This window comes from Bradyrhizobium canariense, assembly GCF_018130465.1.
In the GTDB taxonomy this organism is placed as follows: Bacteria; Pseudomonadota; Alphaproteobacteria; order Rhizobiales; family Xanthobacteraceae; genus Bradyrhizobium; species Bradyrhizobium canariense_C.
The window spans coordinates 323,225-337,443 of sequence record NZ_JAFCKJ010000007.1 but is presented as its reverse complement, the minus strand read 5'-3'; the positions used below and the strand labels follow the sequence as shown (position 1 = coordinate 337,443).

At 63.6% G+C, this 14,219-nt stretch carries 18 protein-coding genes, 2 tRNA genes and 2 pseudogenes; 10 read left to right on the top strand and 12 right to left on the bottom strand.

The annotated features are described in order from the left end of the window. Nucleotides 1-14: 14 nt before the first annotated feature. Nucleotides 15-100: transfer RNA gene (locus JQ591_RS20880), tRNA-Tyr, on the bottom strand. A gap of 205 nt (nucleotides 101-305) precedes the next feature. On the opposite strand from JQ591_RS20880, the gene rlmB reads away from it, so the two are divergent. Continuing rightward, a complete protein-coding gene (gene rlmB, locus JQ591_RS20875; protein ID WP_211397861.1) occupies nucleotides 306-1,136 on the top strand; it encodes a 23S rRNA (guanosine(2251)-2'-O)-methyltransferase RlmB in 831 nt (276 codons plus the stop codon). Nucleotides 1,137-1,197: 61 nt separating this feature from the next. Here rlmB and JQ591_RS20870 read toward each other — a convergent pair whose 3' ends face one another. Together JQ591_RS20870 and JQ591_RS20865 are read right to left on the bottom strand one after the other, a co-directional pair. Further along, nucleotides 1,198-1,713 carry a hypothetical protein gene (locus JQ591_RS20870; protein WP_211397860.1) on the bottom strand — a complete coding sequence of 172 codons (516 nt, stop codon included), beginning with the start codon at nucleotides 1,711-1,713 and terminating at the stop codon, nucleotides 1,198-1,200. A 39-nt stretch (nucleotides 1,714-1,752) separates the two neighbouring features. Then, nucleotides 1,753-2,238 carry a hypothetical protein gene (locus JQ591_RS20865; protein ID WP_211397859.1) on the bottom strand — a complete coding sequence of 162 codons (486 nt, stop codon included), beginning with the start codon at nucleotides 2,236-2,238 and terminating at the stop codon, nucleotides 1,753-1,755. A gap of 279 nt (nucleotides 2,239-2,517) precedes the next feature. Between JQ591_RS20865 and JQ591_RS20860 the strand changes: the two genes are divergently transcribed. Next, nucleotides 2,518-3,009, top strand: a complete 492-nt coding sequence (locus JQ591_RS20860) for a hypothetical protein (RefSeq protein ID WP_211397858.1) — start codon at nucleotides 2,518-2,520, stop codon at nucleotides 3,007-3,009. Between the two features lie 166 nt (nucleotides 3,010-3,175). Continuing rightward, nucleotides 3,176-3,250: transfer RNA gene (locus tag JQ591_RS20855), tRNA-Thr, on the top strand. A gap of 112 nt (nucleotides 3,251-3,362) precedes the next feature. Here the strand turns inward: JQ591_RS20855 and JQ591_RS20850 are convergent. Then, nucleotides 3,363-3,524 (bottom strand): hypothetical protein, encoded by a 162-nt coding sequence (locus JQ591_RS20850; protein ID WP_211397857.1) that lies wholly within the window; start codon nucleotides 3,522-3,524, stop codon nucleotides 3,363-3,365. 199 nt (nucleotides 3,525-3,723) lie between these two features. On the opposite strand from JQ591_RS20850, the gene JQ591_RS35595 reads away from it, so the two are divergent. From JQ591_RS35595 to JQ591_RS20840, 3 genes are all read left to right on the top strand, one after another. Continuing rightward, nucleotides 3,724-3,846: a hypothetical protein gene (locus JQ591_RS35595; protein ID WP_283817834.1), complete on the top strand. Its 123-nt coding sequence runs from the start codon at nucleotides 3,724-3,726 to the stop codon at nucleotides 3,844-3,846. Between the two features lie 63 nt (nucleotides 3,847-3,909). Beyond that, nucleotides 3,910-4,818 (top strand): hypothetical protein, encoded by a 909-nt coding sequence (locus JQ591_RS20845; RefSeq protein ID WP_211397856.1) that lies wholly within the window; start codon nucleotides 3,910-3,912, stop codon nucleotides 4,816-4,818. Continuing rightward, on the top strand, nucleotides 4,815-5,864 hold the full coding sequence (locus tag JQ591_RS20840) for an acyltransferase family protein (protein ID WP_211397855.1): 1,050 nt from the start codon (nucleotides 4,815-4,817) through the stop codon (nucleotides 5,862-5,864). The genes JQ591_RS20845 and JQ591_RS20840 overlap by 4 nt, the downstream gene beginning before the upstream one ends. A 311-nt stretch (nucleotides 5,865-6,175) precedes the next feature. Here the strand turns inward: JQ591_RS20840 and JQ591_RS20835 are convergent, their stop codons facing one another. The 3 genes and pseudogenes from JQ591_RS20835 to JQ591_RS20825 all read right to left on the bottom strand — a co-directional run bounded on the left by JQ591_RS20835 (nucleotide 6,176) and on the right by JQ591_RS20825 (nucleotide 9,141). Further along, nucleotides 6,176-6,589: a GFA family protein gene (locus tag JQ591_RS20835; protein ID WP_211397854.1), complete on the bottom strand. Its 414-nt coding sequence runs from the start codon at nucleotides 6,587-6,589 to the stop codon at nucleotides 6,176-6,178. Between the two features lie 67 nt (nucleotides 6,590-6,656). Then, nucleotides 6,657-7,182: pseudogene (locus JQ591_RS20830) on the bottom strand (class I SAM-dependent methyltransferase). Nucleotides 7,183-7,443: 261 nt separating this feature from the next. Continuing rightward, nucleotides 7,444-9,141, bottom strand: a complete 1,698-nt coding sequence (locus tag JQ591_RS20825) for a methyl-accepting chemotaxis protein (protein WP_211397853.1) — start codon at nucleotides 9,139-9,141, stop codon at nucleotides 7,444-7,446. A 237-nt stretch (nucleotides 9,142-9,378) separates the two neighbouring features. Here JQ591_RS20825 and JQ591_RS20820 point away from each other — a divergent pair, with 237 nt between their 5' ends. Further along, nucleotides 9,379-9,570: a hypothetical protein gene (locus JQ591_RS20820; protein ID WP_249137357.1), complete on the top strand. Its 192-nt coding sequence runs from the start codon at nucleotides 9,379-9,381 to the stop codon at nucleotides 9,568-9,570. 3 nt (nucleotides 9,571-9,573) lie between these two features. Here the strand turns inward: JQ591_RS20820 and JQ591_RS20815 are convergent, their stop codons facing one another. Beyond that, nucleotides 9,574-9,726, bottom strand: coding sequence for a hypothetical protein (locus JQ591_RS20815; protein ID WP_211397903.1), 153 nt, complete (start codon nucleotides 9,724-9,726; stop codon nucleotides 9,574-9,576). A gap of 113 nt (nucleotides 9,727-9,839) precedes the next feature. On the opposite strand from JQ591_RS20815, the pseudogene JQ591_RS35755 reads away from it, so the two are divergent. Further along, nucleotides 9,840-10,243: pseudogene (locus tag JQ591_RS35755) on the top strand (hypothetical protein). A gap of 304 nt (nucleotides 10,244-10,547) precedes the next feature. Beyond that, complete coding sequence (locus JQ591_RS20805) at nucleotides 10,548-10,802, top strand: hypothetical protein (protein ID WP_211397851.1); 255 nt, start codon at nucleotides 10,548-10,550, stop codon at nucleotides 10,800-10,802. A gap of 68 nt (nucleotides 10,803-10,870) precedes the next feature. On the opposite strand, the gene JQ591_RS35685 is transcribed toward JQ591_RS20805, so the two are convergent. The 4 genes from JQ591_RS35685 to JQ591_RS20785 all read right to left on the bottom strand — a co-directional run bounded on the left by JQ591_RS35685 (nucleotide 10,871) and on the right by JQ591_RS20785 (nucleotide 13,410). Next, nucleotides 10,871-11,113: a DUF6719 family protein gene (locus JQ591_RS35685; protein WP_028141091.1), complete on the bottom strand. Its 243-nt coding sequence runs from the start codon at nucleotides 11,111-11,113 to the stop codon at nucleotides 10,871-10,873. Nucleotides 11,114-11,355: 242 nt separating this feature from the next. After that, on the bottom strand, nucleotides 11,356-12,069 hold the full coding sequence (locus JQ591_RS20795) for an outer membrane protein (RefSeq protein WP_211397850.1): 714 nt from the start codon (nucleotides 12,067-12,069) through the stop codon (nucleotides 11,356-11,358). 302 nt (nucleotides 12,070-12,371) lie between these two features. Beyond that, complete coding sequence (locus JQ591_RS20790; RefSeq protein ID WP_211397849.1) at nucleotides 12,372-12,806, bottom strand: hypothetical protein; 435 nt, start codon at nucleotides 12,804-12,806, stop codon at nucleotides 12,372-12,374. A 205-nt stretch (nucleotides 12,807-13,011) separates the two neighbouring features. Continuing rightward, entirely contained in the window at nucleotides 13,012-13,410 is a 399-nt protein-coding gene (locus JQ591_RS20785) for a His-rich protein BRANT (RefSeq protein ID WP_211397848.1), read from the bottom strand. A gap of 251 nt (nucleotides 13,411-13,661) precedes the next feature. Between JQ591_RS20785 and JQ591_RS20780 the strand changes: the two genes are divergently transcribed. After that, the gene (locus tag JQ591_RS20780) at nucleotides 13,662-14,204 is read left to right on the top strand and encodes a tetratricopeptide repeat protein (RefSeq protein WP_211397847.1); all 543 of its coding nucleotides are present in this window, start codon (nucleotides 13,662-13,664) and stop codon (nucleotides 14,202-14,204) included. The last annotated feature ends 15 nt before the right edge of the window (nucleotides 14,205-14,219 follow it).

Here is a 14,219-nt window from a genome sequence, read left to right as displayed (position 1 = left end):
AAGCGAGCGAAGGATGGTGGGGGAAGAAGGACTCGAACCTTCGAAGTCATAAGACGGCTGATTTACAGTCAGCTCCCTTTGCCACTCGGGACACTCCCCCATTTGACGGCAGCACAATCGGGCCGGACCTTTCCGGCGACCGAAGACGGCCATGAAACAAGAAGCCGCAACAGCCCGGATGGGGACGCGACCGGGCGCGGTTATCGGCGAAGCGATGGGGTAAAGTCAACCGAGGCGAACAGCTAAAATCGCCCCCGAAGCCACCCAAATTGCCATAATCCGGGACCCGTGACACAAGCGAGCCCATGAAGGACCGAAAATTCACCCAAAGGGGGCCCCGCAGCGGGGCTAAGCCCTTCAACAGGCCCGGGAAATCGGCCGGCCGGCCGGTCTGGCGCGACCGCGATTCGCAACCCGACGGGCCCGTCATCCTCTATGGCTGGCACACCGTCACCATGGCGCTCGCCAACCCCCAGCGGCAGATCCGCAAGCTGACGCTGACCGAGAACGCCGCAAGGCGCCTGGCGGACGAGAACATCGCAACCCCGGTCACACCCGAGATCGTCCGGCCCCAGGAGATCGACCGGCTGCTGTCGCCCGACGCCGTGCACCAGGGCCTGCTCGCCGAGGCCGATCCCCTGCCCTCGCCCGACATCGAGGATTTGGAGCAGGACGGCATGGTGCTGGTGCTCGACCAGATCACCGATCCGCACAATGTCGGTGCCATCCTGCGCTCGGCGGCGGCGTTCGCGGTGAAGGCGATCGTCACCACCGCGCGCCACAGTCCGGAAGCGACCGGCGTGCTGGCCAAGGCCGCCTCCGGCGCACTGGAGCTGGTGCCGATGGTGACGGTGCAAAACCTCGCCCGCGCACTGACCACGCTGAACGAGCTCGGCTTCCAGACCGTCGGGCTGGACAGTGAAGGCAGCGCGGATCTCTCCGAGGTCACCCTGCGCGAACCGCTCGCGCTGGTGCTGGGCGCGGAAGGCAAGGGCCTGCGGCAATTGACGCGCGAAACCTGCAGCGTCGTGGCGCGGCTCGACATGCCCGGAGAAATCAAGAGCCTCAACGTCTCGAATGCCGCCGTGCTCTCGCTCTATGTAGGCGCGAGCCGACTGGGGCTGATGAAGCGGTAGCAAAACAAAACGCCCGTCCGCATCGCGGACGGGCGTTTCGTTGGTTCAACCGATCAAGCGATCAGTAATAGCGACGCAGCACGCGGTGGCCGCCATAGTACGGTGCATGGCGCGGGGCGTAGCCGTAGCGCGGACCGTAGCCGTAGTGCGTGCGCGGCAGATAGCCGGCGCGCGGACCATAGCCATATCGATACGGGCGGTAATACGGGCGGCGGTAAGGATAGGCGGCCGGCGCTTCGACCGCGGCGGCGCGATAGCCATAGCCGTAACCACGGCCGTAGCCGTAATTGGCGGGCGCGACCACCGCGTCCTCACGATAGGTCGGATACGGCGCGAAGGCGCCCGGGCCGGTGTAGGTCGGGCCCTGGTTGACGTGATAATATTGCGTGGTGGGTTCGGCGAGACGCTCATAGGCGCCATAGCCCGCCCCATAACCATAGCCGCCGCAGCCGGTGTTGCAGCCGGAATAGACCGGCGCGACCGGCTGGCACGGGTTGAAGCCGCAGGCCGCGGCGGGCGCGGCCCCGACGAACATCACGGCAGCCGCCGCGACCAGTCCCGAAATCATCTGACGCATTACTCTCTCCTGTTGATTTTCGTTTGTTGTTTTCGTTTCTTAACCCGGCGGCTTGCCGGGTATCTCTGCACGCGGCCGCGGCCGAGGACGCCGCGGCTGGTCGTTGATCTCAGGCGCGAGGATCACCGGCGGCGGATCGACGGGCACGTCCATCTGCGGCGGCAGCGGCGCCGATTGCGCGCCCCAGCTCTGGTGGTAGCTCTCGGGCGGCTTGGGCAATTTGCGGTTCGCGGGCGGCTCGACCTCGAGCCGGCCATAGCCGGGCCGCAGGCCCAGCGTCGGGTAGTAATGGCCGACGTCGGCGGGCTGGCGCTCGGCGACATAGCGCCCGCCATAGATCGTGGGCTGCACCTGGACGTTCTTCCCCAGGCCCCAGGTCCCCTCGATCACGGTATAGGACGCGTCGATGTTGTTGATGATGATCGGCACGCCCGGGCGGCCGGGAACGACGATATCGAAGCCGCCGCCGGCAAACGCCGTCGCGGGCAGTCCGATCAGAAAGGCAGCGAGCGCCAGAGCGCGCATGAGGGGGCCCCATTTATCCGGCGACAACCTACCCGATAGCGACGCAGAGAGGGTTAAGGCGCTCTCACCAAATGCCGGTAAGCCTAACGCGCAAGGGGCGCGGGCCGCTCAAATGCCGCAAGCTGCACTAGCGAAGCGTTAATGGGGAGCCACACGCACTGGAACATGTTCCACGCGCTCACATCCGTTTGACCCACGCGCGGCACAATCAACCTGTTTCGTCGGAACATCCGCCGCCGCCAGCATTTAGCCCCCCGTCAATCAGACGGGAGACAAATAATGACAAAGATGAAACTGCTCGGCGCCGCGGTGATCGCGGCATCCGCACTCGCAACGCCCGCCATGGCGCAAGCCGTGGTCAACAATCCTGCTCGCTGCTCCGCGCAATTCCCCAACGCCAATTGCCAAAACCTCGGCCAGGGAAATCCGTACACCGACAGCGGCTATCGCCATCGCCGCGTGAGCTATCGCCAAACCAATGGCGACTGGAATAACGACTGGAACAGGAGCCGCACCGGTTTCTGGCCGACCGACGTCGCCGCCGGCGTCGCGGGCGCTGCCATCGGCACCGCCGGTGCGATCGCAACCGCGCCGTTCCGCGCCATGGACGACAGCTACGCCTACGATAATGGCCCGGATAATTCCTGGGACAACCGCGGTTGGGATAATCGCGGGTGGGACAGCCGCAGCTACGCCCAGCGCAACGGCTTCGTCTGCACGCCTGGCACATGGTTCAAGGGCGAAGACGGCCGCCGGCACATCTGCCAGTAAGGCGGTTTGAACCGAACGCGACAAATCAGGCGGCTTTCGGGCCGCCTGATTCATGTCTGCGTCGAGGATCACGGGTTCTGGCACTTTCCGGTCAAGTCTGGTATTGCGGCGCGCACGGGCGGACAGCCCCGGCGTACGCCGGCCCTGCCCCGCTTCTCCAGGCGTCGCCGGCTTAGCTCAGCGGTAGAGCAGCGGTTTTGTAAACCGAAGGTCGGGGGTTCAATCCCCTCAGCCGGCACCAAGATATACCCGTTAATTGCAGCGATTTTGATGTCACTCGCCTGCTGGCAAAGTCGGCATACCCGATCAGCATCAACGCTGCCCCGACGATCCACCCTGTCATCCTGCTTCCGTCATCTGCAGTAGCGCTTCGCCAGCACGATCGAGAGCCGGCTATGGCCGCGATCGCGCGCCAACCGCTCGGCCGCGGCCATGCTGCCGCCGGCTTGCGTGAGCAGCGCATGCGCGTCGGCGCAGAACGCCGGCGGCGAGCCGCATTGAAATCCCTCCGCCATCGCGATGTAGCGGGCCGCGCCAAAGCGGGCGCACGGATAGCGGCCTTGGCCGCAGCGCCGACCAGGCGCCGGGCCACAGGAGAGTGGAACCTGCTTGTTTGGCCTAAATAACCAGGAAGGCCTGTCGCCCTGCACTGGACGACGTCATCCCAGCGTTGTACGAAACACTCACCGCAACCGCCCCACCCGCGCCCGAGCCATGAAACGATTTCTCAGACACCGCGCCGTCCTTGCAGCCGTCGCGCTCGTCATTGTCCTGGGCGCGCTGCTGATCCTGTCGGACGATGCATCCCTGGCGCACTTCAATTACAAGCTCTTCTGAAGCGTGGCAGAGACGACTCAGCGACCCGGTAACCCGCGCCCCGTTTGGCATGACGTCCTGTTTGTGTTCGCCGTCGCAGCTCTCGCCTACTCTTGTTTCGTCGCGTTCATCTATATCCGCGACCCATACGGCCGCTCTGGCCTGCGCTCGCGCGCCGAGATGGCAAACCTTCCAGAACGTCTCATTGCTGTTTCCAGAGCAATGGATTCCCAGTTTGACGCGGCAATCATCGGCAATTCGACGTCGATCATGCTGCAGCCCGAATCCCTCGACCAGCTGAGCGGACGACGCTTCGTCTCCCTGTCAAACAGCGGAGGGGGCCCCGTGCTGGCGCTCGCCACCGCCCGGCTGTTCTTCCGCTACCATCCGAACGCCCGTGCTCTGATTGTCGCAATGGACTATGGCTGGTGCACGAAGGGCAAGGATGTAGGGGAGCAGCATCCTTATCCAGCATGGCTTTACGGCAGCACCTTCGACTATCTGCTCGGACTGTTCCGACACGCCTCGATCGATATGCTGAACACCAGCTACCAGGAGCAAGGTCACCTCAGGATCGACGGTTTTCACCCGTATAACGATGCTTTTCGCGATATCGACGACATGGCAACCACCATGGAGCGACTGAGCCGTACAACACGCCCCACAGCGTCGCGTTATCCAGCACCCTACACCTTCGATCCGCCTGCGATGCTCAGGGACCTGATCAGCACCGCACCATCAGGCATGACGTTCGTCCTTTTCTGGACACCCCGCTATTTGACGATGCAGCCCGTCGAGGGGACATCGGCCGATATGGAGGATGCTGCATGCAAGCGGCAGTTCGCAGAGATTGCCTCCCCGAGGGTGCGTATCGTCGATTGGTCGGGCCCACGACCGGAGAACAGAGATCCAACTAATTTCTTTGACACCAACCATTACCGGGACAACCTCGCCCGCTTGGTCGAACGCGACATCGCGGACGCGCTGCGATGACCCACCGCATCGCCTCGCTGGACCTGCTGCGCGGCGCCGCCGCCTTTGCCGTCGCCATCCCGCACTATGCCATGACAGCGCCGGGAGATCATGCACTCGCGGAGACCGTCTCCATTCTAGGCGTGGAGATCTTCTTCGTGCTGTCGGGCTACGTGCTGGCTCCGCAAATCCTGTTGGTTGCAGGTGCGCCGAACAAGCTGGCGAACTTCCGCATCTTCCTGGTGCGCCGCTGGATGCGCACCGTGCCGCCATACCTGATCGCCCTGGTTATCGTGGCCATCACCACCCACCAGCTCGTCACCGCAGACTTTGTGCGTTATGCACTCTATGTCCAGAACTTCGCGCACCAGGCCAACACGCAGGACTTCTTCGCGATCGCATGGAGCCTTTCGGTCGAGGAATGGTTTTACCTGACCTTCCCTCCCGTGCTCCTGCTGTTCGCTGCGACCGCCCGGGGACGACCACCGCCGGCGCTGCTCGCTGCGCTGACCTTCATCGCCGTCATCTCTGCATTACGATTCCTGTTCGCCGACTGGAGCCATTGGGGGGAGCAGGTGCGGCGGATCGTGATCTTTCGCATGGACGCCATCGCGTGGGGCTTTGCGCTGCATCTCGCGACGTCGCGGATCACTGTCACGACGCCAGTCAAACCAGCCATGGCACTTGCGGCAGCATCGGGGATCGCAGTCGGCTTGACGCTGCGGCTTGCCGAGACGTCAGAGGTATGGATCGAGGTCGCGTTCCATCTTTACGCGAGCGCCCTCGGCGCCGCGGCCATTGTGCTTGCGGGCGCCCTTCGGAAACAAATTGAGATCAGACCTTGGCTCACGCAGATCAGCTTCTTTCTCGGCCGCATTTCGTACTCGACCTATCTTTTCCATCTGATCGTGCTGTCGGCACTCTCGCGCATGGACGTCGCGTATGGACCCGCCGGATTTGGACTCTATCTCACCGTCACTTGCCTCGTGACGTGGTTGATGGCCGAAGGACTGGAACGCCCGATCCTGTCGTCCCGGCCAAAATATCGGCTCCCTGTTGAGGGTTGAAAAAGACGATCCCGTCTTTCGGCTGCACGTCGGCGGATCGGGCCGAGCCGCTCGGCTGACCATAGGACACAGCACGATTGCGCCGTTCTTGGCGCAGCGCTCCAGCGAGCAGTTTCCGGGCTCGCGAGGCCGACGAGCTGTGCGACGGCATTCCCGCCCGAAAAATTCTTGACCAATCTGCGCCATCTGCACGCTGTTCTGATGTAAATCAGTGACTTATGTCAGTTACTGGCGTGCGACCCGATAGGTATTGCAAACCGAAGGTCGGGGGTTCAATCCCCTCAGCCGGCACCAGCTTTCGAGCGCAACGCTCATTTCGAATGCTTCGGTGCGCTGCTTTGCTGGAAGTGCTCAACGCCTGATATCTCCACCCAGGCATGTTTCGACTGTTCGAAAACCGAGCGGATGGGCGCCGGGTAGTTCGGAACCGCGATCGCGCCGACGGCAACGCCGATCATCGAAGGCAGATTTTCGGCCTTCCAATAGACCGTCGAACCGCACTCGGGGCAAAAATAGTTGCGGACCTTGCCGCCGCTTGCGGCTGTCCGGACGTACTCCTTCGGCGTTCTCGAGATCGTGACGCCCTCCGCCGGATAGAACGCACCGACACCGAACGGCGCGCCGGTTCGACGCTGGCAGTCGACGCAATGACAGGCGACGACGAGGCTTGATGGTCCTGGAAGCGACAGCGCGAGAGCGCCGCAACTGCATTGGGCATTGATCATCGGGATTCACTCCTCCCTCGTTCATCTACGGGTCCTGTAGTTCGGATGGAGCGCAGCGCGATCCGGGCTACAATTGATCGAGCCGCCATAGCCCGAGGCTCTTGTCGCGCCAGCCGCCGCCCTCCTCGCAGCGCTCGTTGATCCGCTCGCGCGGGGCCGGCCAGTTGAACGGCGCCCTCTCCATGTTCAAGGCGCGCCAGTCGCCGTCCTCGCAATCGCGATTGCCGTCCCATTCGGGAAACGTCGTGACCAGCAGGAAGCGTGCGCCGCTTGCACGAAAGTTCGCGACGGCGCGAGCGATGTTGTCGAAACTCAGATGAACCAGGCAGTCACGGCACAGGATCCAGCCGGCATCGCCGCAGGGCGCATCGAGCAGCGAGCGCGCGCCGAGCCGTTGCAGCAGTAGAGGAAGCGCCTCGCGGAGCGCGGCGGTCGCGGGGTCCTCCGAGCCGGCCCGACACGGAGGTGGCCGCGCCCCACAGGTTGGTCTGCTCGATCCGCTCGAACCGCGCGGCGAGGTCGAGACCCGCGAAATTGTCGCGGTCGGCAGCGAAGCGTTCGTGGGCAAGCACGGGAGCACGATTGGCGATCATGGGACGGGATGTGAATTCCGGCGCAGCCGCAGTATACAGGCAAAGCGAGCGGTCCGAAAATGGTCCGTAAGCGAACCTGCTTACGTCATCCGCCGCGTCTGGGCCTCATGCGCTCCACCACAGCCAAAGAAAAGGCCAGGATCGCCGCCGGTGCCGCTACGGCGGTCATCATGACCGCCGTGCTGTTCGTCATCGCGTTTGCATTTCTGATGTCGCAATAAGCGCGCCATCTGCGCGGCGGACGAAAGCCGCCGCGCTGACTTATGCGGCGCGCACCGTCCGCAGGAATTTTCCGACTTCGTCCTTCAGCCGGTTGCTGTCGGTCGCCAGCATCTTGGCGGTGGAAAGCACTTGCGAGGAGGCCGAGCCGGTCTCGGCCGCACCGCGCTGCACGTCGGTGATGTTGGTGGAGACCTGCTGGGTGCCGTGGGCGGCCTGCTGCACGTTGCGCGAGATCTCCTGGGTCGCGGCGCCCTGCTCCTCGACGGCCGCGGCAATGGTCGACGACACCTCCGACAGCCGTTCGATCGTTGCGGAGATGTCGCGGATCGCGTTGACGGATTCCTGGGTCGCGGTCTGGATGCCGGAAATCTGCTGGCTGATCTCGCCGGTCGCCTTGGCCGTCTGCTCGGCCAGTGTCTTCACCTCGGCGGCGACGACCGCGAAGCCGCGGCCGGCCTCGCCGGCACGTGCCGCCTCGATCGTGGCGTTGAGCGCCAGAAGGTTGGTCTGGCCGGCAATGGTGTTGATCAGCTCGACGACGTCGCCGATGCGCGTCGCAGCAACCGAGAGCTCGCTGACGCGCTCCGTCGTGGTGCGGGCCTGGGTGACGGCTTCGCCCGCCATCCGTGCGGATTCCTGCACCTGCCGGCTGATCTCGTTGACCGAGGAGGACAGCTCCTCCGTAGCGGTCGCGACCGACTGCACGTTGCCGGTGGCTTCGCCCGACGCGACCGCAACGACCGAGGTCAGCTCCTGCGCGCGCTGCGCGGTGGTGGCCAGCGTCGAGGACGACGCTTCGAGCTCGGTGGACGCCGAGCCCACCGTTTCGATGATCTCGCCGACCGCCCGTTCGAAGCCATCGGCAAGGTTGACCATATCGCGCTTGCGCTGCTCGGCGGCCTGCCGTTCGACTTCCACCTGCGCAGCCTTGAGGCGCTCGACCTCGAGCGCATTGGTCTTGAAGATTTCGACCGTCTTGGCCATATCGCCGATCTCGTCGCGCCGGTCCTTTTCGGGCACCTCGGTCTTGAGATCGTTGCGGGCAAGGCCCTCCATGGCGAGCTTGAGGCGGGCAATCGGGCGGGACATCGCATTAAGGCCGATGAACAGCGCGATCGCGATACCCAGAACCAGGCCACCGCCGCTGACGCCGATCACGGTCCAGGTCGCGGATCTGGCGTCGCGGTTGATGGCGTCCTTGCGCTTGGTGACCGCCTGGGCCGTCTCGCCCACGAACTGCGCAATGCGCCCCAGGGCCGCATCCATCACCGGGTCGCACTCCTTGTGCGCACGTTCGGCTGCCCTGGCATTCTCTTCGGGGCTGCTTGCGAGCGAGCCTGCCTTCAGCACCGGATCGCAGCCCGCGAACACGGCCTTCAGCTGGTCGCCGATGCTCTTGATCTGGCTCGCGCGCGCCGGGTCGTCCTGCTCGGCCGCATCCAGATACTGACGGATTTCGTCGCGGTTCTGGGTCGCGGTCTTGAGGCGGTTGGCGTTACCTGCCTCCGTCGCCTCGGTGAAGACTGCATAGAGCGCGGCATGATAGGTCTCTGCGCGGCGCTGAGCCCGCGTCAGGTTGAGCGCCGAGGATTGCGCGGAGGAGAGCTCGGCGAAGCCATCGACGGTCGCCGAGAGTTCGCGCGTACCGAAGGCGGCGACGGCGGCAAGCGCACAGCCCATCACTGCCACGATCAGCGCAACCTTCCACACGATTTTCAGATTGTTCAAAACGCTCATTGCAGCCGTTCCAATGACTTTCCGCAGACGCATATTCCCAGCACCGTGCATTGGAACCGATGGACGTTAAGATTTGATGCCAAATATCCCGAGTAGTCTTACGGAAAACTAACCATTTGGGGCTCCGCCGTAAGCCTCGCGTAAGCTTCAGCCTGTTCTCGGGGCATCGCCGTCCCGGAACCGGTCGCCGGCGTCAGCCGTTGTCGGTCCATGCGGATCAGGGAAGAAAACCGAAACATGTTTCTGCTGTCGACGGTCACGCTGTGCTGTGGCGCCGTCGCTGGCATAGTTGCGCTGTTCGAGCTGACACTGGGGCCGGCTCCGCCGAAGCAGATGGCCGAACGGACGGCGATCGAATTGACCGCGCCGACACCGGTTCGCGTGGTCGGGGCGCCGTTCGAGCCCAACCTCAATCCGCGGGAGCGGTAGCGCTCACCTCGGCGAGACCTCAGTGCCCTCCTTGGGCCGTCCTTGGGCGCGCGCCAATTCTTCCAGGAACGCGATCACCTCCGCCCGTTTGTCGGGCGGCAGCGACAGGAACGCGCGGACGAGCCTCAAGCCCTCCGCTACCCCCGACCGGTCCATTTCGGCATCCATCGGCCTAGTTTCGGGCGATCGGGAAAAATATGCAATCCCTTGCAAACGACCTTGATTCGGCGCAGCCACTTTGCTGGAATAGCGCGCGGCTGAGGTGCACCATGAAGTGGATCAGGGAACGCGACGCGCTCATCGCGCAGACAATGGCCTTCGTCCAATCAGTGACTGGCAAGAAGGATGACATCCTTCAGCCGGAAGGCTCCACAGTTGCGCCAAGCGTCGCGGTGGAGATCGTCACCATCGAAACAATCGCGGTCGAAAGCCAGCCGCTGCAAGCCTCCCTGCCGCAAGCCTGCAGCAAGCCATCCTGCCGCCCCAGCCCTCACCTGCTCCCCTGCCGCGGGCGAGCAGCGATTTCCGCACCGAGATGCAGGCCCGCATCGCCAATTTCCGCAAGCATCAGGAACGGTTCGAGCGCGAGCGCGAGGAATATTGCGCGGTCACCCTGACCAAACTGCGCGCCGCCATCCGCGACGTCTCCCCCCGTCCACCGGCTGAAAAGTAAAGCCGGGTCTCCCGTTGCGGGCTTAAAGCCAAGACCACACCAGCCAGAGATTGGCCGCGCAGGCGCCGAACAGGCCCAGCGTTAGGGGCAGCAGCATGTGCCCGCAAGAGGTTTTCAGGTCGGTCGTCATGACCAAAAACATCCGCTGATTCCGCCAAACGAGTCCCGGGGATTCTTTTTTTCGGGATTCAGGACTCGTTAAGGACTCAGGGCCCGGCGACCCGATCACGGCCGCGTGATCGACCGGCCAACTGGAACCGCTCCCCCCGCAAAGTCGTTAACGCGCTTTCCGGGAGCGGGAAGAATGCCCTACGCGCTGTTTTGCAACGATGCCCAGATCAGCAAAGCCTACCCGAGCGATTCCGATGTCTGGAAGCTCGCGCATCGGAGTGGCCTCGTCGTGGATGTCAGTGCCGACGACGATCGCCACGGGCCACGCCGGGTGCTCGACAACGATTACGAGATCAAGCCGTGCCGGGCTGCACAGGGCGAGGACCCCGCCAGGAACAAGGCCGAGGCCGATCGCCAGTCCAGGATGGAGCTCGAGCTGAATTCGTAAGGTCCGGCCCGAAGCCGGGACGTCAGAGCCCAGGAAAATCTCAAGGCGAAAATCTCAGGGAGAAAATCTCAGGGCGTCGCGGTCGCCAGCGAGGCCTGCTCGCCGGCCAGAGCCACGCAGGCCTTCCGGCGATGCAGCCCACGGATCGCGCCGGTGACCTTCAGCACCTTGCCGGAGGGGCAAGAGGCGTCCTTGACGAAGGCCACCTCATAGGGTGCCAGCATCAGAGGCTCGGATTTGAGGATTGTTTGGGCAGAACACGGCAGACCGACGAAGCACGAGAGCACCACTGCCGACACCAAGATACGCATGTCCGTCGTCCCACCAGCCCGGTCATTCTCATATAACGCGTTCCGGAGCGCGAGTTCCGTAGGCGGCAAAGATTATTTTTGCTTTACCCCAGCTCCATGACGCGCGTGAGAAAGCGCCCGCCGAAACGTTTGCTTGCAAATGACGCGCCAGATGGTTCACGCAAAGCAAACAAACAGGAGGCCGGCAAACGAAAGGCCGGCGGGAGCCGGCCTTTGTCAGATCTTGGTTTGCCGCCGGCGGCTCAGTAGCGCGAGGCTGCCGGACCGCTCCAGCCAAAGCGGTAGTTCACACCGACCTTGACGGTATGCTCGTCTTCCCGGCCCCGGACGCCGATGATGTCGGGCGGACCGGAGGTGGAGGTGAAGGTCGTGCTGCCAAAGTTGTAGTACTGGTACTCGGCCTTGGCCGACCAGCTCGGCGCGAACATGTATTCGAGGCCGGCGCCGACGGTGTAACCGTCCTTGCTGTTGCCCGTGGTGGTGAATGTCTGCGGCACACCGGCAACGTTGACGCCAAGGCTGTTGTTGCGCCAGGCGTAACCGCCCTTGGCGTAGAGCAGCGCCGGACCCCAAGTGTAGCCGATGCGGCCGGTCACCGAACCAATCTGGTCGGTGTTGGAGGTCACCTGCGAGCCGAGCGGGAACAGGACACCGTTGTTGTTGGTCGGCAGCCAGGAATATTGGGCCTCGACACCAACCACCCAATTCGGTGCAAACTGGTAGTCGAAGCCGCCCTGCAAGCCGCCCAGGAAGCGCGCGTCGCTCGACTGGAAGCTGCTGTCGCCGGCAAAGGCGCCGCCGACATGGCCGCCGATGTAGAAACCGGTCCAGTTGTAGATCACCTGCGGCGGCGTAAACGCGGGAGCCTTGGCGTAGGTACGCGGCTGCATGTCGGCTGCGGCGGCCGGCGCGGCCAGCGCAAGCAGAGCGACTGCGCCCAGCAAAATCGTCTTCATGATCATCCCCGTTCTTTCATTTACGACACTCAGGAAACAACGTGGCGTGAATTGGGTTGCTTCGCGGCGATGCCGGAACGTTGATTGTTCGTTACTGTGACGGAGCGGCAACAACGCGATTTAGTTCCGTCGAACGGCCCTGTGCCGGCTGTATTTCGTCACCTGCACAAGACCTGTCTAACGAAACCTGCCGTAACAATTTGTCGCAAGGCGAAACCACTCCGTTCAAAGCTCGCCGAAATGTGATCCGGCAGCTCCGGCGGCCTCTGTCCTACCATCAGGCGATGAAGGTGGGCTTTGCGCTACCGCGTCATCTTTTCCAGTTCCGGAAAGGGTACGTAAACCGCGCCCGCGCACAGCTCGCTGGCGCGATCGACGACGCGGTCCGCCCGGCCGTTGACGAAGATGACGGCGCGTTCCCTCATGGCCTTGTAGGTGCCGTCGGTCTCGCGTGGGGTGAAGTGCAGGCAGCTGACATAGAACTGCCGGCCGCCGACCTCGCGCTGCACCGGCTCGGCCATGCTGGCGTCACGCACGCCGACGGGGTTGTTCAGATAGCTGCGCATCAAGGCCAGCGTATCGCTGCGGAAATTGTTGGGAAACGGCTGCGGCCCGCCGGCCTGCGTCCCTTCCATCAGGGTTGGACGGTCACTATCGCTGCCGAAACATGCCGCGAGCGCCAACGGCAATGCCAGGACCAATGCCAAGCTCACCGCACGTTTCGCCAATCGCCCCACAGCTCACGCTCTCCGCTCAATCAGACTCGGAAGACGTTCTAGCCCCAAGGTTGCGGGAAGGGAATTCGCTCCTGCTGGCAGGCCTCGCGGACAACGCACCGGCCCGCCGCCGACGTCCGCTTTCGCACAGGCGCCGAGACGACGGGTCGGACCTGAATCCACACGCGGCGGCGGGCAATGGGATGCCGCCGCGCGGGATCAGTCGTTAGCTGCGCTTCTCGACGGTCGCCGGCTTGGTCACGTCCGGCTGCGCCTTCAGCGACTTCTTCGCTGACAGATGCTTGTGGTGGTGACGATGCGTGCGCACGGTCTTGTGCTCGTCCGGTGTGACCGCGGCGTTGGCGTTCATCGCCTTCGACTTGGTATCCACCTTGGCGCCCGCCTTGATGTCGGCAGACTTGACGTCAGAAGCCTTGGCATCGGACGCCTTGGCGTCGGCCTTGAGGCCGGCGTCGGGTTTCGCGGCGGTGGTCGACACCTTGGTCTGGCTCTGGTCGGCCTTGATCACCGGCGTGGTCGTGGTGGTCTTGCCGGCCTCGGCGGCGAAGGCCGGGGCTGCGATCACGGAAGCTGCGAGCAAGGCTGCGGAAATTGTCTTCAACATGGTTCGTCTCCTCTTGGAAGGATCTTGAGGCGGGCGCCCTCTCGCCTACCCTTCGATCATAGGTGAAGCCTAGGGGGACCGCGCTGAACCCAGTCTGAAGCCGGCAGCCAGCTTCCGTTCATCTCGATGACAAGTTTGTCATCCGCGCCGGGGAGAATAGATCGTGCGAAGCGGGAATGTTTTCACCGGATGGGTGTTCCGGTCTTTGGGCAATCGTGTAGGATCGCCACGTTCCATACGGGAGAACTTAGATGCGCAAACTCTCTACGCTTCTTGTGCCGGGACTTGTCGCCATGACATTGGCGGCCGGGCCGGCTCTGACCAGCGCCTATGCCGCGGGTGGCGACACCCCCTCGTCGCCGCCGGCGTCGGACACCTCGACCAAAAAGGGCAAGAAGAAGAGCTCCTCCGTCAGCGATCCGAAATTCCTTGCCGCCTATCGCACCGCCTACACGACGATCTACGACAATCACGACTACACCGGCGCGATTGGCCAGCTGAAGTCGCTCAAGCGCGACGACGTCGCCGACGTCGCCAATTTGATCGGCTACTCCTACCGCAAGCTCGGCGACTACCAGTCGTCGAAGGTCTATTACGAGCTGGCGCTGAAGGACGATCCGAACCACGTTCGCACCTGGCAGTATTACGGCCTATGGCAGCTCGAGCAGGGCAACCGCGAGCAGGCGCAGTATCACCTGAACAAGATCGCCTCGCTCGCCGGCGCCGACAGCTCCGAGTATCGCTCGCTTGCCGCAGCCCTCGACAAGCCGACCGGCGCGACGCTCGTGTACTAAAGACTGCGCATCTTC